This is a genomic window from Streptomyces durhamensis, from assembly GCF_000725475.1.
GTDB classification, from domain to species: Bacteria; Actinomycetota; Actinomycetes; order Streptomycetales; family Streptomycetaceae; genus Streptomyces; species Streptomyces filipinensis.
On the sequence record NZ_JNXR01000026.1, the window covers coordinates 1 to 16,812 of the forward strand.

Annotated in this window: 15 protein-coding genes and 1 pseudogene; 11 read left to right on the forward strand and 5 right to left on the reverse strand. The window is 71.8% G+C overall.

Translation table 11 applies throughout. The features are described 5' to 3' along the window. Positions 1-186, reverse strand: a pseudogene (locus tag IO33_RS51830) (hypothetical protein); the annotation flags it as partial. 342 nt (positions 187-528) lie between these two features. Between IO33_RS51830 and IO33_RS0131890 the strand changes: the two are divergent. From IO33_RS0131890 to IO33_RS0131900, 3 genes are all read left to right on the forward strand, one after another. After that, positions 529-1,491 carry an SCO0930 family lipoprotein gene (locus IO33_RS0131890; RefSeq protein ID WP_031171424.1) on the forward strand — a complete coding sequence of 321 codons (963 nt, stop codon included), beginning with the start codon at positions 529-531 and terminating at the stop codon, positions 1,489-1,491. 332 nt (positions 1,492-1,823) lie between these two features. Beyond that, complete coding sequence (locus IO33_RS0131895; protein WP_031171426.1) at positions 1,824-2,636, forward strand: SAM-dependent methyltransferase; 813 nt, start codon at positions 1,824-1,826, stop codon at positions 2,634-2,636. Continuing rightward, positions 2,633-4,777: a putative bifunctional diguanylate cyclase/phosphodiesterase gene (locus IO33_RS0131900; RefSeq protein WP_031171428.1), complete on the forward strand. Its 2,145-nt coding sequence runs from the start codon at positions 2,633-2,635 to the stop codon at positions 4,775-4,777. The genes IO33_RS0131895 and IO33_RS0131900 overlap by 4 nt, the downstream gene beginning before the upstream one ends. Positions 4,778-5,137: 360 nt before the next feature. On the opposite strand, the gene IO33_RS0131905 is transcribed toward IO33_RS0131900, so the two are convergent. After that, complete coding sequence (locus IO33_RS0131905; protein ID WP_031171430.1) at positions 5,138-6,022, reverse strand: LysR family transcriptional regulator; 885 nt, start codon at positions 6,020-6,022, stop codon at positions 5,138-5,140. Between the two features lie 120 nt (positions 6,023-6,142). Here IO33_RS0131905 and IO33_RS0131910 point away from each other — a divergent pair, with 120 nt between their 5' ends. From IO33_RS0131910 to IO33_RS0131940, 7 genes are all read left to right on the forward strand, one after another. Beyond that, positions 6,143-6,814 (forward strand): succinate dehydrogenase, encoded by a 672-nt coding sequence (locus IO33_RS0131910; RefSeq protein ID WP_031171432.1) that lies wholly within the window; start codon positions 6,143-6,145, stop codon positions 6,812-6,814. Position 6,815: 1 nt separating this feature from the next. After that, the gene (locus IO33_RS0131915; RefSeq protein WP_031171433.1) at positions 6,816-8,765 is read left to right on the forward strand and encodes a fumarate reductase/succinate dehydrogenase flavoprotein subunit; all 1,950 of its coding nucleotides are present in this window, start codon (positions 6,816-6,818) and stop codon (positions 8,763-8,765) included. After that, the gene (locus IO33_RS0131920; protein WP_031171435.1) at positions 8,762-9,511 is read left to right on the forward strand and encodes a succinate dehydrogenase/fumarate reductase iron-sulfur subunit; all 750 of its coding nucleotides are present in this window, start codon (positions 8,762-8,764) and stop codon (positions 9,509-9,511) included. The genes IO33_RS0131915 and IO33_RS0131920 overlap by 4 nt, the downstream gene beginning before the upstream one ends. Before the next feature lie 237 nt (positions 9,512-9,748). Continuing rightward, the gene (locus IO33_RS0131925; RefSeq protein WP_031171437.1) at positions 9,749-10,519 is read left to right on the forward strand and encodes a GNAT family N-acetyltransferase; all 771 of its coding nucleotides are present in this window, start codon (positions 9,749-9,751) and stop codon (positions 10,517-10,519) included. After that, positions 10,519-11,328 (forward strand): lysophospholipid acyltransferase family protein, encoded by an 810-nt coding sequence (locus IO33_RS0131930; protein ID WP_031171439.1) that lies wholly within the window; start codon positions 10,519-10,521, stop codon positions 11,326-11,328. Before IO33_RS0131925 ends, IO33_RS0131930 begins: the two co-directional genes overlap by 1 nt. 84 nt (positions 11,329-11,412) lie before the next feature. Continuing rightward, entirely contained in the window at positions 11,413-11,973 is a 561-nt protein-coding gene (locus tag IO33_RS0131935; protein ID WP_031171442.1) for a hypothetical protein, read from the forward strand. Positions 11,974-12,004: 31 nt separating this feature from the next. Beyond that, the gene (locus IO33_RS0131940) at positions 12,005-12,538 is read left to right on the forward strand and encodes a hypothetical protein (protein ID WP_031171443.1); all 534 of its coding nucleotides are present in this window, start codon (positions 12,005-12,007) and stop codon (positions 12,536-12,538) included. A gap of 43 nt (positions 12,539-12,581) precedes the next feature. Here IO33_RS0131940 and IO33_RS0131945 read toward each other — a convergent pair whose 3' ends face one another. The 3 genes from IO33_RS0131945 to IO33_RS0131955 all read right to left on the reverse strand — a co-directional run bounded on the left by IO33_RS0131945 (position 12,582) and on the right by IO33_RS0131955 (position 16,238). Next, positions 12,582-14,933, reverse strand: coding sequence for an ATP-binding cassette domain-containing protein (locus IO33_RS0131945; RefSeq protein ID WP_031171445.1), 2,352 nt, complete (start codon positions 14,931-14,933; stop codon positions 12,582-12,584). A gap of 28 nt (positions 14,934-14,961) precedes the next feature. After that, positions 14,962-15,156 carry an antitoxin gene (locus IO33_RS0131950; protein ID WP_031171447.1) on the reverse strand — a complete coding sequence of 65 codons (195 nt, stop codon included), beginning with the start codon at positions 15,154-15,156 and terminating at the stop codon, positions 14,962-14,964. 74 nt (positions 15,157-15,230) lie between these two features. Beyond that, the gene (locus IO33_RS0131955) at positions 15,231-16,238 is read right to left on the reverse strand and encodes an LLM class flavin-dependent oxidoreductase (protein ID WP_031171449.1); all 1,008 of its coding nucleotides are present in this window, start codon (positions 16,236-16,238) and stop codon (positions 15,231-15,233) included. Positions 16,239-16,318: 80 nt separating this feature from the next. On the opposite strand from IO33_RS0131955, the gene IO33_RS0131960 reads away from it, so the two are divergent. Beyond that, positions 16,319-16,810, forward strand: coding sequence for a phosphatase domain-containing protein (locus tag IO33_RS0131960; protein WP_031171451.1), 492 nt, complete (start codon positions 16,319-16,321; stop codon positions 16,808-16,810). The last annotated feature ends 2 nt before the right edge of the window (positions 16,811-16,812 follow it).

Here is a 16,812-nt window from a genome sequence, read left to right on the forward strand (position 1 = left end):
GGGTGGTGGCGGTGTGGGTGTCGGCGTCGGTGGGGTGGGTTGGGGGCAGGGCGGCAGGGCGGGCCGGTAGTGCCCGCCGGCGTAGGCCGTCGCCACCGGGCCGTCCGGGCCCGTGGAGGCGTACGCACAGGCGTCGGCCGACGCGCTGCCGACCGGGCAGCCCACCAGGGTCCAGGTAAGCGTCACCAGGGCCAACACCCGTGCTGCGGGCGCGCGTCGGGTCGCTTCGGGTCCATGCACGACGAAGATCATGGGGTGTCGAACCCGGTCGTACGCCGTAGTGCGCCGGGATTGCTCCGAAAGGGGTACATCGTGTGATCAATGGTTTGAACAGGTGAACTGTGCTGGTGGTGCGATGTGTACGTCTGTGCGAGCCGTCCGTGGCGGCACGTGTCACAGGATCCGGAAAGGATTTCCCGAAGAACTTCTCCCTCCCGTTGAACGCTCCGCCCCCCTCGGTGCGTACCCATGGCCGTGCGGCGACGCGGCAGAGCGCTGCAACATCCAGGCGATGATGGGGAGTTGGACATGAAGACCTCGTGGCGGACCGCCGCACTGGTGGCCACGGCCGCCTCGGTGCTGACGCTGACGACGGCGTGCGGTCAGGACAACAGCACCACCCCGGCATCGGCGGCCCAGAACGTCGGGGCCACCGCGCCCGCGGGCAGCCCGACCAACGGCGCCGGCACGGGCACGGGCACGGGCAACGGTTACGGTGCCGACGGCAACCAGGCCTCCAGCTCCCCGACCGCGGCCGCCCCCGCCGGCAAGCTGACCGTGGCCGCCAACCCCGACCTGGGCAACGTACTGACCGACGGCTCCGGTCTGACCCTGTACCGGTTCGACAAGGACACGGCCAATCCGCCCAAGTCGAACTGCGACGGCGACTGCGCCACCACCTGGCCGCCGGTGCCCGCCGACGACGCCACCGCCGGCGCGGGCATCGACAAGGCGCTGCTCGGCGAGGTCACCCGCGCCGACGGCAGCAAGCAGCTCACCATCGGCGGCTGGCCCGCCTACCGCTACGCCAAGGACGTCAACGCCGGTGACGTCAACGGCCAGGGCGTGGGCGGCAAGTGGTTCGCGCTCGCGCCCGACGGCAAGAAGGCCTCCCTCGCCTCCATGCCCGGTCTGTCCGTGCGCAAGGACGCCAAGCTCGGCGACATCGTCGTGGACAAGAACGGCAGGACGGTCTACCGCTTCCTCAAGGACAAGGCCTGGCCCAAGTCCGTCTCGAACTGCACCGGAGCCTGCCTGGAGAAGTGGCCGGCCGTCGCCCCGGTCAAGCCCGAGGACACCAAGGGCGTCAAGAAGAAGGGCCTGATGGGCTTCACCCGTCCCGACGGGGTGAAGCAGATGACCGTCAACTGCTGGCCGATCTACACCTTCTCCGGCGACAAGGCCCCCGGGGACACCAACGGTCAGGGCGTGGGCGGCACCTGGTACGCCGTCTCGCCCGACGGCAAGCCGGTCGGCGCGCCGGGCAACTAGATCACCTCCCCAGGGTCGATCGCCCCGCCCGACCCGGAGCGCCACCGCCGGCCCGCCCCCTCCGCACCGCACGGAGGGGGCGGGCCCTTTCGCGCGCCCGGAAGGGGCGCGGGCAGGCCGATACGCGGCTCCGTCGCGCGGGTCCGGCCGCCCCCCTCGCGACCCGCATCCGTAAGACGGGCAAACCCGGCACACGCGACAGCGATCTCGCAGGCAGTGACCGGGAACGGACGGTCAATTTCCGGTTTGGGTCGCTCCTTTGGCGGGCGATCAGTAGCCTCAGCTCGAACACCGGATCGCCTGTCCCTGTCGCCTACGCCTTGGAGTGATACATGGAGCGCCCCGCCTGGGCCCCCCGGAGCATCGACATCTCGGTGCCGAGCGTCTCGCGGATCTACGACTACTACCTGGGCGGTTCGCACAACTTCGAGGTGGACCGGGAAGCGGCCCGCAAGGCGATGGAGTTCATGCCGGGCCTGCCGAAGATCATGCAGGCCAACCGGGCGTTCATGCGCCGCGCCGTGCGGTTCGCGGCCGGCGAGGGCATCACCCAGTACCTCGACATCGGATCCGGCATCCCGACCTTCGGCAACGCCCACGAGGTGGCCCAGGCGGCCGTACCGGGCGCCCGCGTGGTCTACGTCGACCACGACCCGGTCGCCGTCGCGCACAGCCAGGCCGTCCTGGCGGGCAACGACGCCGCGGACGTGGTCGCCGCGGACCTGCGCAAGCCGAAGGAGATCCTGTCCAGCCCCGAAGTGGAGCGGCTGATCGACCTGAACCGCCCGGTCGCGCTCCTCCTCGTTGCCATACTGCACTTCGTGGAAGACGCGGACGACCCCTACGGTGCGGTGGCCGAGCTGCGCGACGCGCTCGCGCCCGGCAGCCTGCTGATCCTCACCCATGCCTCGTACGAGGGAATCCCGGTGCCTGCCGAGCGGGCCGAGGGCGCGGTGGACGTATACAAGGACATTCGCAACCCGCTGATCATGCGTTCGCGCGACGAGATCGCGCGGTTCTTCGAGGGGTACGACATGGTGGAACCGGGACTGGTGCCGATGCCGCACTGGCGGCCGGAGTCGGCGCCGGAGGACGAGGATCCGTTCGCCTTCTCCGGATTCGCCGGCGTGGGGCGCACGGCGTGAGCGCCGAGCCGGACGGGCCGGAGGACAGACTGCGCCGGTTCACGACGATCTGGAGCCGGGCGGTCTACCCGGTGACCTCCACGTCGCTGACCCGTGCCGAGTTCGAGCAACAACTCCTTCCGCTCGCACGCCGGTTGAGCGAGCTGCTGCGCGCGCACGGCTTCGACGCCGACGGTGCGAAGGCGGTGGGCGCCGCGCTGGTCGGCGCGCACTGCACCGACCCCGAGGCGCTCGCCCGCACGCTGGACTGCGTCGACGCCTACCTGGTGCTGTACTGCGCCGGCGACGGCCCCCAGGACGAGCCGCGCATACGGTGCTCACGGCTGCAGCACGCGATGGCCGCCGGATACGCCGAGGCGCTGCGCCGGCGCACCCTCGCCGAGCAGGAGTCCATCGCCCAGGCCGCGCTGCGGGCCCAGGGCGTGGTCGCGCAGGCGCTGCACGCCAGCGAGGCCCGCTTCCGCGCGGTCTTCGAGGGTGCGGCCATAGGGGTCGGCATCGCCGACCTCGACGGCCACGTCCTCCAGGCCAACCAGGCGCTGCTGCGCATGTTCGGCCTCTCCGAGCAGACCCTGCGCGGCCGCCGTGTCCAGGACTGGGTGCACCCCGAGGACGCCCCGCAGACCTGGAAGCTCTACGACGAACTCGTCCGCGGCGAGCGCGAGCACTACCACCTCGAAAAGGCCTTCAACCGGCCCGACGGCACGGTCCTGTGGACCAATCTGACCGTCTCCCTGCTGCGGGACGCCGACGGCAGCCCGCAGTACCAGCTCGCCCTCATGGAGGACACCACCGAGCGCCGGCTGCTCAACCTCCGGCTGCGCTACGAGGCGACGCACGACGCGCTCACCGGCCTGCCCAACCGCACGCTGTTCTTCGAACGCCTGGAGAAGGTGCTGAACGCGGGCGAGGGCCAGCGCTTCGGCCTGTGCTACCTCGACCTGGACGGCTTCAAGACCGTCAACGACAGCCTCGGCCACGCGGCCGGCGACCGGCTGCTGGTGGAGGTCGCCGACCGGCTGCAGTCCTGCGCGACCGCGCCCGGTGAGATGGTCGCGCGGCTCGGCGGCGACGAGTTCGTGGCCCTCACCACCGGCCCCGGCACCGCGCGCAAGGTGGACGAACTGGCCGATCGCATCATGAACGCGCTGATCACCCCGATCAGCATCGACGGCCGGGACCTGATGGTGCGCGGCAGCCTCGGCATCGTCGAGGGCCCGGCGGGGGAACGCACCGCCGCCGAGGTGCTGCGCAGCGCGGACATCACCATGTACCGGGCCAAGTCGGCGGGCGGCAACCGCTCCGAACTCGCCGACCCCGAGGCCGACGCCCGCGCCATCACCCGCCACGGCCTGACCACGGCCCTGCCGACGGCGCTGGAGCGCGGCGAGTTCTTCATCGAGTACCAGCCGCTCGTGCATCTCGGCGACGGCAGTGTGCGCGGCGCCGAAGCCCTGGTGCGCTGGCTGCACCCGCAGCACGGCGTGCTCGGCCCCGACCGTTTCATCCCGCTCGCCGAGCACACCGGCCTGATCGTCCCGCTCGGCCGCTGGGTCCTGGAGGAATCCATCCGCCAGGCCCGCGCCTGGCGAGAACGCCACGGTGAGGACGCCGCTGCCGGGCCCCTGCGCATCAACGTCAACCTGTCGCCCTGCCAGCTCAGCCATCCGGGCCTGGTCCAGGACACCGTCGACATCCTGGAGCGGGCGGGCGTGGCCCCGGACGCCCTGTGTCTGGAGGTCACCGAGTCCGCGCTCATCGGTGCCGACGACGATCTGCTCAAACCCCTGCACAGGTTCGCCGAGATGGGCGTCGACATCGCCCTGGACGACTTCGGCACCGGCTACTCCAACCTGGCCAACCTGCGCCGCCTTCCGGTGCGCATCCTCAAGCTGGACCGCTCCTTCACCCGGGGCATGCAGCAGTTCCCCGCCGACCCCGTCGACCTGAAGATCGTCGAGGGCATCGTCTCCCTCGCCCACAGCCTCGACCTCGCGGTGACGGTCGAGGGCGTGGAGACCGGCGCCCAGGCCGAACAACTCCGGATACTGGGCTGTGACACGGCCCAGGGCTGGTACTACGCCCGCCCGGGCCCACCGGAGCGGCTCCACGACCTGGCCCTGGTGGACGCCACGGGCTGAACGGGTCTCATGGCTGCGCGGTGGCGGCCGCCGACGGGGCCGGACGAGGCGGCGCTTGCGGCGTCGTCAGCTGGTCCGCCCAGGCGGTCGCGAGCACGGTCACGGCCGCCGTGACAGCGGCGACCAGGACCGTGCTCACCGGCGCGGCCAGGGAGGAGAGCCGGCGGAAGTGGCCCTTGCCGGGCCGGGAGCGTGCGAGGGTCCGGTCTCTCGACGAGCTGAGTGTCCTTGACGACGTGCTTCTCCGTGCGCCGCTCATACGTCCGGACCTGCGCCTGCAGTCCTCGGTCCACTGCCGAGACGCGCCGTGCCCGCCGCGCCACCGCAGAGCCGAACGACCTCCCTCCGCCGGAGGCGGCTTCAGCGTTCCAGCAGCATCCGCTGCAACTCCCTGGCGGCCCGCGGCGGAGCCACATCGCTGCGGTGCGCCAGCGCGATCGTCCGCTGCAGCCCGGGACGGGCCAGCGGCGTCACCCGGAGCCCCAGCCCGGCCCGGGTGGCCACCATCCGCGGCACCACGGCCACCCCCAGCCCGGCCCGCACGAACCCCAGCACCGCGTCCATCTCGCCCCCCTCCACGGCGAACTCCGGCTCGAACCCCGCGGAGCGGCACGCCGCCACGGTCAGCTCCCGCAGGTCGTACCCGTGCCGGAACATCACCAGCCGCGCGCCCTCCAGTTCGGCGATGTCCACCGCCCGGCCGCCGCGCCCGGGCGCCGGCGCCTCGGCCGAGGACACCACGACCAGTTCCTCCCGCAGCAGCTCCACCGTGGACAGCGCGGGCGCCGGCGTGGGCAGCGGCAGAACGACCAACGCGAGATCAAGGGCACCGCGCGCCAGCTCCCGCACCAGGTCGTGCGAGCCGCCCTCCTCGACCAGCAGCTGAATGCCGGGATAGCGGTCGTGGAAGGCGCGCAGCACATCCGGCAGCAGGCCGGTGCACAGGCTCGGTGTCGCGCCGAGCCGTACCCGGCCCCGCCGCAGCTGCACCAGCTCCTGCACCTCGTACCGGGCCGTGTCGGCGTCGGCGAGGATCCGCCGGGCCAGCGGCAGCAGCGCCTCGCCGGCGTCGGTGAGCGTGATGTTGCCCCGTGCGCGCAGGAACAGATCCGCGCCCAGCTCCCGCTCCAGCGCCTTGATCTGCTGCGACAGCGACGGCTGGGCGACATGCACCAGCTCGGCGGCGCGGGTGAAGTGCCGGGTCTCGGCGACGGCCACGAAGTATTGGAGCTGCTGGAACTGCATACAGCAATGATAGGCGCCACCTATGGAAACGAGCTGGACCATGTCTTGGACCGATCGGGTCACTCGCCCCTAGCGTGCTGTTCCATGGCTCTGGCAACGCGGACGGACCGACGGCCGTCCATGGCGCGCACGATGTGGGACTCCACCGTCGGCAAGAAGACGGTGATGGCCGTCAGCGGCCTGATCATGCTGCTGTACCTGGTGGCGCACATGATCGGGAACCTGAAGATCTACTTCGGGGCGGGCGAGTTCAACCACTACGCCCACTGGCTGCGCACCGTCGGCGAACCCTTCATGCACTACGAGTGGACGCTCTGGCTCATCCGGATCGTCCTGGTCGTCGCCGTGGTCGCCCACGCCACCTGCGCGTACCAGCTCAGCCGCCGCGACATCAGGGCACGGCCCAGCAAGTACGTGCACAGGAAGCAGCGGGCCACCTACGCCACCCGCACCATGCGCTGGGGCGGCGTCATCCTCGGCCTGTTCATCGTCTGGCACCTCCTGGACCTGACCACCGGCACCGTGCACTCCGGCGGCTTCCAGGAGGGGCACCCGTACCAGAACGTGGTCGACACCTTCTCCACCTGGTACGGCGACGTCGTCTACATCGTCGCGATGCTCGCGCTCGGCCTGCACATCCGGCACGGCTTCTGGAGCGCCGCGCAGACCCTCGGCGTCGGCAGCCGCGCCCGCGACCGCGCCCTGAAGACCGTCGCCGACGTCCTCGCGTTGCTGCTCACGGCCGGTTTCATCGCCGTACCCGTGGGCGTCATGACCGGAGTGGTGAGCTGACATGACCGACTACGTGAACTACGCGACCGGCGAGCCGGTCACCGACGCCAAGGCCCCGTCCGGCCCGATCCACGAGCGCTGGGACAAGCGCCGCTTCGAGGCCAAGCTGGTCAACCCCGCCAACCGGCGCAAGCACACGGTCATCGTCGTCGGTACCGGCCTCGCCGGCGGCTCCGCGGGCGCCACCCTCGCCGAACAGGGCTACCACGTCGTCCAGTTCTGCTACCAGGACTCCCCGCGCCGCGCCCACTCCATCGCCGCACAGGGCGGCATCAACGCGGCGAAGAACTACCGCAACGACGGCGACTCGATCCACCGGCTGTTCTACGACACCGTCAAGGGCGGCGACTTCCGGGCGCGCGAGTCGAACGTCCACCGGCTGGCGCAGATCTCCGTGGAGATCATCGACCAGTGCGTGGCCCAGGGCGTGCCGTTCGCCCGTGAGTACGGCGGTCTGCTCGACACCCGCTCCTTCGGCGGTGTCCAGGTCTCCCGCACCTTCTACGCCCGCGGCCAGACGGGTCAGCAGCTGCTGCTCGGCGCCTACCAGGCGCTGTCCCGGCAGATCGCCGCCGGGAACGTGGAGATGCACCCGCGCACCGAGATGCTGGACCTGATCGTCGTGGACGGGCGGGCCCGGGGCATCGTGGCGCGGGATCTGGTCACGGGCCGCGTCGACACCTACTTCGCCGACGCGGTGGTGCTGGCCTCCGGTGGCTACGGCAACGTCTTCTACCTCTCCACCAACGCCATGAACTCCAACGCGACCGCCGTCTGGCGGGCGCACCGGCGCGGCGCCTACTTCGCCAACCCCTGCTTCACACAGATCCACCCGACCTGCATCCCGCGCACCGGCGACCACCAGTCCAAGCTGACGCTGATGAGCGAGTCGCTGCGCAACGACGGCCGGATCTGGGTGCCCAAGGCCAAGGGCGACACCCGGCCGCCGAACCAGATCCCCGAGCACGAGCGCGACTACTACCTGGAACGGATCTACCCGTCCTTCGGCAACCTGGTGCCGCGCGACATCGCCTCCCGCGCCGCGAAGAACGTGTGCGACGAGGGCAGGGGGGTGGGCCCCGGCGGCCAGGGCGTCTACCTGGACTTCGCCGACGCGATCCGGCGCATGGGCCGGGCGGCCGTCGAGGCCAGGTACGGCAACCTCTTCGACATGTATCAGCGGATCACCGACGAGGATCCCTACGAGGTGCCGATGCGGATCTACCCGGCCGTGCACTACACCATGGGCGGCCTGTGGGTCGACTACGACCTGCAGACCACGATCCCGGGCCTGTTCGCGGTCGGCGAGGCCAACTTCTCCGACCACGGCGCCAACCGGCTCGGCGCCTCCGCGCTGATGCAGGGCCTGGCCGACGGCTACTTCGTGCTCCCCGCCACCATCAACGACTACCTGGCCCGCAACCCCCGCCAGGAGCCCGTCACCACCGAACACCCCGTCGTCCAGGAGGTGCTGGCCGAGACCGAGGACCGCCTCAACCTGCTGCTGTCCGTCGACGGCGACCGCACCCCCGACTCCTTCCACCGCGAAGTCGGCGAACTGATGTGGGAGTTCTGCGGCATGGCCCGCACCGACGCGGGGCTGCGCAAGGCCCTGGAGCGCATCCCGCAGATCCGCGAGGAGTTCTGGCGCCGGATCAAGGTGCCCGGCACCGGCGAGGAGTTCAACCAGTCGCTGGAGAAGGCCAACCGCATCGTCGACTACCTCGAACTCGCCGAGCTGATGTGCCTCGACGCGCTGCACCGCGCGGAGTCCTGCGGCGGCCACTTCCGCGAGGAGTCCCAGACCCCGGACGGCGAGGCCGCGCGCAGGGACGACGCGTTCGGCTACGCGGCCGCCTGGGAGTTCACCGGCACCGGTGAGGCCCCCGTCCTGCACAAGGAAGACCTCGTCTTCGAGTACGTCCATCCCACCCAGCGGAGCTACGCATGAAGCTCACCCTGCGCGTCTGGCGGCAGAAGAACGCCGGCGCCGAAGGAGCGATGTCCACATACGAGGTGGACGGCATCTCGTCCGATATGTCCTTCCTGGAGATGCTGGACGTCCTCAACGAACGGCTCATCCTCGCCGGCGAGGACCCCGTGGCCTTCGACCACGACTGCCGCGAGGGCATCTGCGGCGCGTGCTCGCTCGTCATCAACGGCGACGCGCACGGGCCGGAGCGCACCACCACCTGCCAGCTGCACATGCGGTCCTTCCAGGACGGCGACACGATCGACATCGAGCCGTGGCGGGCCTCGGCCTTCCCCGTGATCAAGGACCTGGTGGTCGACCGGTCCGCGTTCGACCGGATCATCCAGGCCGGCGGCTACGTCACCGCGCCCACCGGATCCGCGCCGGAGGCGCACGCCACGCCGGTGCCGAAGGCCGACGCCGACTTCGCGTTCGAGCACGCGGAGTGCATCGGCTGCGGGGCGTGCGTGGCCGCCTGCCCCAACGGTGCGGCGATGCTGTTCACCTCCGCCAAGGTCAACCACCTGAACGTGCTGCCCCAGGGGGCCCCCGAGCGGGAGACGCGGGTGCTGGACATGGTGGCGCAGATGGACGCGGAGGGGTTCGGCGGGTGCACGCTGACCGGTGAGTGCGCGACGGCTTGTCCGAAGGGGATCCCGCTGGTCTCGATCACCGGCATGAACAAGGAGTGGCTGCGGGCCGCCCGGAAGGCGGGGAAGAGGTAGCGCCCCCCTGAGCAGGAGACGTTCGTCGCACAGGCGAACGGGCGGGGCCGGGAGTGGTGCTCACCGGCCCCGTCTGGTCTTCACCGTGATCGCCGGACCCCGGCGTTCAGCAATCCCACATCCGCTCTCCCCGCTCAGGTCACGCGCACGCCAACCGGCGTCGGAAGAACAGGAGCGGCGGGCCGAAACGCAGTGCCCGCCGCCGTCGCCGAACCGGCCCGTGACCAGGAGAGAGCCATGACCGGCGTTTCCACCCTCGACCGCCCCCCACAGCCCGCGGCACCGACCCGCTACACCGTCACCCTCGCCCGCGACGAGGACGACGTGCGGGCCGCGCAGCAGCTGCGGCACGACGTCTTCGCCGGTGAGATGGGGGCCCTGCTGGCCACGCCGCAGCCGGGGCTCGACGTCGACGCCTTCGACGCCTACTGCGACCACCTGCTCGTCCGGGACACGGCGACCGGCCAGGTCGTCGGCACCTACCGGCTGCTGCCGCCGGAGCGGGCCGCGGTCGCGGGCCGGCTCTACTCGGAGGGCGAGTTCGAGCTGGCCGCGCTCGATGCGATCCGGCCCGGGCTGGTCGAGGTAGGCCGCTCCTGTGTGCACCCCGACCACCGCGACGGCGCCGTCATCGGCCTGATCTGGGCCGGGATAGCCCGCTACATGGTCGACCGCGGACACGAGTGGCTCGCGGGCTGCTGCTCGGTGCCGCTCGCCGACGGCGGGGCCCTCGCGGCGGCCACCTGGGAACGGGTGCGCGCCAAGCACCTGGCGCCCGAGGAGTTCCGGGTACGGCCGCTGCTGCCGTGGGTCCCGGACGCCGAGGCGCCGGCCGGGCACAGCGAGCTGCCCGCCCTGCTGCGCGGCTACCTCCGCCTCGGCGCCTGGGTGTGCGGCGAGCCCGCGCACGACCCGGAATTCGGGGTCGCCGACCTGTACGTGCTGCTGTCGATGCGCCGGGTCAACCCGCGCTATCTGCGGCACTTCCTCTCCCTCGTGCCGGCCTGATGAGCGTCTGGCTGCCCAGCGCGCCCTGCACCCCGGGCGCCTGTGTGGAACCGGCCCCGGCCGCCGCGGCCGTACCCCGTGCGGTGCTGCGGCTGGCCGCGGTCGTGGTCCTGGTGCTCGCCGGGATCGTGCTGTCCCCGCTCGGCGGGAGGATTCCCGCCGAGTGGGTCAGGCGGTGGTGCCGGGCGATCGTGCGGGCCGTCGGGGTCCGGGTCCGCCTCACCGGTGCCGCCCCACCGGCCGGCGGGCTGCTGCTGGTCGCCAACCATGTCTCGTGGCTGGACATCCCGCTGCTGACCGCCGTACGGCCGGCCCGGATGCTCGCCAAGACCGAGATCCGGCGGTGGCCGGTGGCGGGCGCGCTGGCCGCGCGCGGCGGGGCCCTGTTCATCGAGCGGGACCGGCTGCGAGCCCTGCCCGAGACGGTGGCCCGGATCGCCGGGGCGCTGCGGGCGGGGGCGGCCGTGGCCGCGTTCCCCGAGGGCAGCACCTGGTGCGGGCGGGCCCACGGCCGCTTCCACCGGGCCGTCTTCCAGGCCGCGCTCGACGCGGGCGTGCCCGTGCAGCCGGTGCGGCTCCGCTACACCCAGCAGGGCGGTACGGCCAGCACGGCCGCCGCCTTCGTCGGCGAGGACACCCTGCTCGCCTCCCTGTGGCGGGTGGCCCGTACCCGGGGAATGACCGCGGAGGTGGAGATCCGGCCGGCGATCCTGCCCGGCACCCACGCCGACCGCCGTTCCCTGGCGCGTGCCGCCCAGCCGGAGGCCTCGGAACCGGCGTGGACGCACGCGGCCCTGGTCACCACCTGACAGCAAAATAGCCGGTATGCCTAGAATTGCGCGGAAGGGGAACCTGGGAAGCGCACATCACTACTCCCCGAGGAGCGTGTGCCCATGTCCACGGGAACGCTTCTGGCGATCATCATTCCGATCGTGGTGGTGGTCGCTCTGGCCGCTGTGGCGGTCTCACAGCTGATGCGGCGCCGTCACCTTCGTGAGCGCTTCGGCCCGGAGTACGAGCGGACGGTCGAGGGATCCGACAGCCGGCTCGCCGCCGAGCGCGAGCTGAGGGAACGCGAGAAGCGACATGACTCGCTCGACATCAAACCGCTGCCCCCCGTCTCCCGGGACCGCTACACGCGGGAGTGGAGCAGCGTGCAGGAGGAGTTCGTCGACCGGCCGGAGGACGCGGTGCACGATGCCGACCGGCTGGTGACCTCCCTGATGCACGAGCGCGGGTATCCGACCGAGGGGTTCGAGCAGCAGATGAAGGATCTCTCGGTGGAGCACGGCGCCACGCTGGAGCACTACCGGGCCGCGCACGAGGTGGAGACCCTCTCCACCCGCACGCGGGCCACGACCGAGCAGCTGCGGGGTGCCATGGTGCACTACCGTGCCCTGTTCGACGAGTTGCTCTCCGACGGTGGCGGCCGCGCGCAGGCCGCCCGGTCCTGACCGACACCACGACCCCGCATGGAGGAACGCCATGCACAGAAACGAGGACGCGGACCGCACCACCAGCGGTCTGTCCACCGAAGACCTGGCCCGGCCGACCGGCGCCGACACGGACGCCGCACCGGACGCGGCCTCCTCGGAAGCGCCCGTCTATCCCGGTGAGAGCACCGGGACGGCGAGCGGGGAGGGGGCGTCCGGCGCCGGTGGTGCCGATGCGCAGGCAGCGGCCCCCGAGTCGTCCGGCACCGCCACGGCCGCGGACGCCACGGGTGCTCCCGGCGCTTCGGACGACGAGGCTCCGCAGCTGATGACGGACGACGAGGAACGGGCCTTCCGCGACCGCTGGCAGACGATCCAGAACAGGTTCGTCGACGACCCGCGCGAGGCCGTGCACGACGCCGACACCCTGGTCGCGGACGTCATGCAGAGTCTGGCCGCCACCTTCTCCGAGCACAAGAAGGGCCTGGAAGGGCAGTGGAGCCAGGGCGAGAAGGTCGACACGGAGGCCCTCCGCGGAGCGCTGCGGCGCTACCGGTCCTTCTTCAACCGGTTGCTCAGCACCTGACACCGGCCCGCTGTGCTAAGGAGCCCACGGCGCCCTGCCGACCTCAGGGCATGACCCGGGCCAGATAGGGCGCCGTCACACTGCCCGCCGCACGGGCCACCTGTTCCGGCGGCCCCGCCGCCACGATCCGCCCGCCCCGGTCACCCCCGCCGGGGCCCAGGTCGATCACCCAGTCCGCGGCCGCGACCACCGTCATGTCGTGCTCGACCACCACGACCGTGTGCCCGGCGTCGACCAGCCCGTGCAGCCGGTCCATCAGCACCTCCACGTCGGCGGGGTGCAGCCCGGTCGTCGGCTCGTCCAGCAGATAGAGCGTGTGGCCGCGCCGGCCGCGCTGCAGTTCGCTCGCCAGCTTGATCCGCTGTGCCTCGCCGCCGGACAGCTCGGTCGCGGGCTGGCCGAGCCGCAGGTAGCCGAGGCCCACGTCGAGCAGGGTGCCGAGGCTGCGGACGGCGGCCGGGATGTCGGCGAAGAACTCCGCCGCCCCCTCCACGGTCAGGTCCAGCACCTCGGCGATGTTCCTGCCCCGGTACGTCACTTCGAGCGTCGCGGGGTTGTAGCGGGCACCACCGCAGTCGGGGCAGGGCGCGTACGTGCTCGGCAGGAACAGCAGCTCGACGCTGACGAAACCCTCGCCCTGACAGGTCTCGCAGCGCCCACCGGAGACGTTGAAGGAGAAGCGCCCGACACCGTACCCGCGCGACCGCGCCTCCTCCGTTTCGGCGAACACCTTGCGTACGACGTCGAACAGGCCGGTGTACGTGGCCAGGTTGGAACGCGGGGTGCGCCCGATGGGCTTCTGGTCGACCCGGACCAGCCGGTCCACCCCCTGAAGTTCCTCCGTCAGCTCGCCGACGAGCGTGGACTTTCCGGAACCTGATACTCCGGTGATGGCGGTGAAGGCACCGATGGGGAACTCGGCCGTCACCGCGCGCAGGTTGTGCCGGGTCACCGGGCCCACCTTCAACCAGCCGCGTGCCACCCGGACTTCGCGAGCCGGTCCGGGCGACTCGTCGAAGAGGAACACGGCCGTCGCCGACTCCTCGACGGACGCCAGCTCGGCCGGCGGCCCGCTGTACAGCACGCGTCCGCCGTGCTCGCCGGCGCCGGGGCCCACATCGACCAGCCAGTCGGCGCCGCGCACCACCTCCAGGTGATGCTCCACCACGAACACCGAGTTGCCCGCGGCCTTCAGCCGGTCCAGCACGGTCAGCAGTGCCTCGGTGTCCGCCGGGTGCAGTCCGGCGGACGGCTCGTCCAGCACGTACACCACGCCGAACAGCCCGGAGCGCAACTGCGTGGCCAGCCGCAGCCGTTGCAGCTCGCCCGCCGACAGGGTCGGGGTGGAGCGGTCCAGGCTCAGATAGCCGAGGCCCAGCTCGACGACGGGCGCGATCCGGGACGTGAGGTCCTCGGTGAGCACCCGGGCCGTCTCGGTGCCGCCCTCGCCGCCGCCGTCGAGCAGTGCGGCCAGGTCGGTCAGCGGCAGTGCGGCCAGTTCGGCGATGGTCCGGCCGCCGAAGGTCACCGCGAGCGCCTCGGGCCGCAGCCGGCTGCCCCCGCACACCGTGCAGGGCGTGCTGGTCAGGAACCGTTCCGCCTTCGCCCGCAGCGACGCGGACCTGGTGTCCGAGAAGGTCTTCAGCACATACCGGGCGGCGCTCGTGTACGTGCCCTGGTACGGCCGTTGGATGCGGTCGGCGTCCCGGACCGGGTGGACGGTGACGACCGGCTGCTCGTCCGTGAACAGGATCCATTCCCGCTCCCTCGCGGGCAGCTCGCGCCAGGGCCGGTCCACGTCGTGGCCGAGCGCGTCGAGGATGTCCCTGAGGTTCTTGCCCTGCCAGGCGCCGGGCCACGCGGCGATGGCGCCCTCACGGACGGACAGCGAGGGATCGGGCACCAGCAACTCCTCGCTGGTGCCGTGCACATGGCCCAGGCCGTGGCATTCCCGGCAGGCCCCGGCCGCCGTGTTCGGCGAGAACGCGTCCGAATCGAGCCGCTCCGCGCCCGGCGGATACGTCCCGGCGCGCGAGAACAGCATGCGCAGGGAGTTGGAGAGGTTCGTGACCGTACCCACCGAGGAGCGCGCGGAGGGGGCCGAGCGGCGCTGCTCCAGCGAGACCGCGGGCGGCAGCCCGGTGAGCTCGGCGACCTTGGGCGCCCCGACCTGGTGGATCAGCCGGCGTGCGTAGGGCGCGACCGACTCGAAGTACCGCCGCTGCGCCTCGGCGTAGATCGTGCCGAACGCCAGGGACGACTTCCCCGAGCCGGACACGCCCGTGAACACGGCCAGGACGTCCCGCGGGATGTCCACGTCGACGCCCTTGAGGTTGTGCTCACGGGCCCCGCGCACGCGGACGTACGGGTCGTGCGGATCATGGGGGCTGCGCATGGGGGGCAACTCTATCCGCCCCCTTGCGCTACGACTGCGGCGGGTTGTCCCGGTTCGGACGTGTGCCGAACTCGTCCCTCATCTTGTCCTGGGCGGTGTCGACCTGGGACTTGTACGTGTCGCCGGTGCGCTGGTCGATGTAGTCGCCGCCCTTGTCGATGCCCTTGTCGGCCATGTCCTCATGGCCCTTGAGCATGCCCTTGATCTTGTCCATGAAGGACATGGCAGCCCTCCTCGTCGCTTACGGCTTCCTCTCCCAGGGTCACCGGCCCCGGCCGGGTTCGCATCCCGAGCCCGTCAGTGGTCCGGCGCGAACAGCGCGGCCAGGCGCCGGTAGGAGTCCGACAGGGCCGTACGGTCGTACCCACTGGTGGTGACGAGGACCTCGTCGGCCTCCGTCTCCTTCAGTACGGTCCGCAGCTCGTCGGCGACCTGCTCGTCGGTGCCGGCGACATGACCGGCGAGAGAGGCCTCGTAGAAGCCGCGCTCCTTCGCGGTCATCGGGCGGCCCTCGGTCTCCTCGGCCGGCGCGAGGGGCGGGAAGGTGCCGTGGGTGCGCGAGTACGCCATCGACCAGGCCTCCGGCACCAGCAGCCGCCGTGCCTCCGCCTCGCTGCCGGCGACGGCTATCGTGCCGGAGATCACGACATACGGCTCGGCCGCCCACGGGGACGGGCGGAACCGGGAGCGGTACACGTCGATGCCGCGCAGCATCTTCTCGCGGCCGCGCAGATCGCCGATCACCATGGGCAGCCCGGCGCGCGCCGCGATCAGCGCGCCCTCGCCCATGGCCAGCACGAACGGCGGCACCCGCAGCCCCTCCGCCGGGCGGGCCCGCACCCCGGTCGGCGAGCTGCCCTCGAACCAGCCCAGCAGCTCGGCGAGCTGTGCCGCGAAGTCCTCGGCGTCCTCCTTGTCCCGGCCGAGGGCCCTGCGGACCCCGTCCGTGAAGCCGACGGAGCGCCCGAGGCCCATGTCGATCCGGCCGGGGTACAGGGACTCCAGGACACCGAACTGCTCGGCGACGACGAGGGGTCGGTGGTTGGGCAGCATCACACCGCCGGTGCCGACCCGGATCGTACGGGTGGCGGCGGCGACCGCGGCGGCGAGCACGGTCGGCGCGGACCCGGCGACACCGGGCACGCCGTGGTGTTCGGACACCCAGAAGCGGTGGTAGCCGAGCGCCTCCGCCTCCCGCGCCAGGGCGACGGTGTCGCGCAGGGCCTCGCCGGGCGGGCGCCCCGCACGGGTGCGCGAACGGTCGAGGACGGAGAACCGGGTCCGGGCGATCACTGTGCTGCTCACGCACGGTTCAACGTCCTGGCGGGCCGGGGATTCCCGGGGCGGTCGCGGCCGGCCTCGGCGGGCCTGGCTAGGGTGGTCCCGTGACCGACAGCAACGGGCGTCCGCTCGCCGTGTTCGACCTTGACAACACCCTGGCCGACACCGCTCACCGGCAGCACTTCCTGGAGGGCCGGCCGCGGGACTGGGGCGCGTTCTTCGCCGCCGCGCCCGCGGACCCGCCCCTCGCCGAGGGAGTGGCGCTCGCCTTGGAGAGCGCCCGGGAGTGCGAGGTCGTCTATCTCACGGGCCGCCCCGAGCGGTACCGCCGGGACACCCTGGAGTGGCTCGCGCGGCACGGGCTGCCCGAGGGGCGGGTGTACATGCGGAGCAACGCCGACCGCAGGCCGGCCCGGTTCACCAAGCTGGAGATCCTGCGCCGGCTCGCCCGGGACCGGGAGGTCCGGATCCTCGTGGACGACGACGAGCTGGTCTGCGACGACGCCGAACGCGCCGGGTTCACCGTGGTGCGCGCCCGCTGGGCCGCCAAGTCCGCAGCGCTCGAAGAGGCGCAGGAACGCGAAGGGCGAACCTGACG

Coding starts and splice junctions, on each gene's coding strand:
- IO33_RS0131890 (WP_031171424.1), top strand. CDS start 529: ATGAAGACCTCGTGGCGGACCGCCGCACTGGTGGCCACGGCCGCCTCG.
- IO33_RS0131895 (WP_031171426.1), top strand. CDS start 1,824: ATGGAGCGCCCCGCCTGGGCCCCCCGGAGCATCGACATCTCGGTGCCG.
- IO33_RS0131905 (WP_031171430.1), bottom strand. CDS start 6,022: ATGCAGTTCCAGCAGCTCCAATACTTCGTGGCCGTCGCCGAGACCCGG.
- IO33_RS0131910 (WP_031171432.1), top strand. CDS start 6,143: ATGGCGCGCACGATGTGGGACTCCACCGTCGGCAAGAAGACGGTGATG.
- IO33_RS0131915 (WP_031171433.1), top strand. CDS start 6,816: ATGACCGACTACGTGAACTACGCGACCGGCGAGCCGGTCACCGACGCC.
- IO33_RS0131920 (WP_031171435.1), top strand. CDS start 8,762: ATGAAGCTCACCCTGCGCGTCTGGCGGCAGAAGAACGCCGGCGCCGAA.
- IO33_RS0131925 (WP_031171437.1), top strand. CDS start 9,749: ATGACCGGCGTTTCCACCCTCGACCGCCCCCCACAGCCCGCGGCACCG.
- IO33_RS0131930 (WP_031171439.1), top strand. CDS start 10,519: ATGAGCGTCTGGCTGCCCAGCGCGCCCTGCACCCCGGGCGCCTGTGTG.
- IO33_RS0131935 (WP_031171442.1), top strand. CDS start 11,413: ATGTCCACGGGAACGCTTCTGGCGATCATCATTCCGATCGTGGTGGTG.
- IO33_RS0131940 (WP_031171443.1), top strand. CDS start 12,005: ATGCACAGAAACGAGGACGCGGACCGCACCACCAGCGGTCTGTCCACC.
- IO33_RS0131945 (WP_031171445.1), bottom strand. CDS start 14,933: ATGCGCAGCCCCCATGATCCGCACGACCCGTACGTCCGCGTGCGCGGG.
- IO33_RS0131950 (WP_031171447.1), bottom strand. CDS start 15,156: ATGTCCTTCATGGACAAGATCAAGGGCATGCTCAAGGGCCATGAGGAC.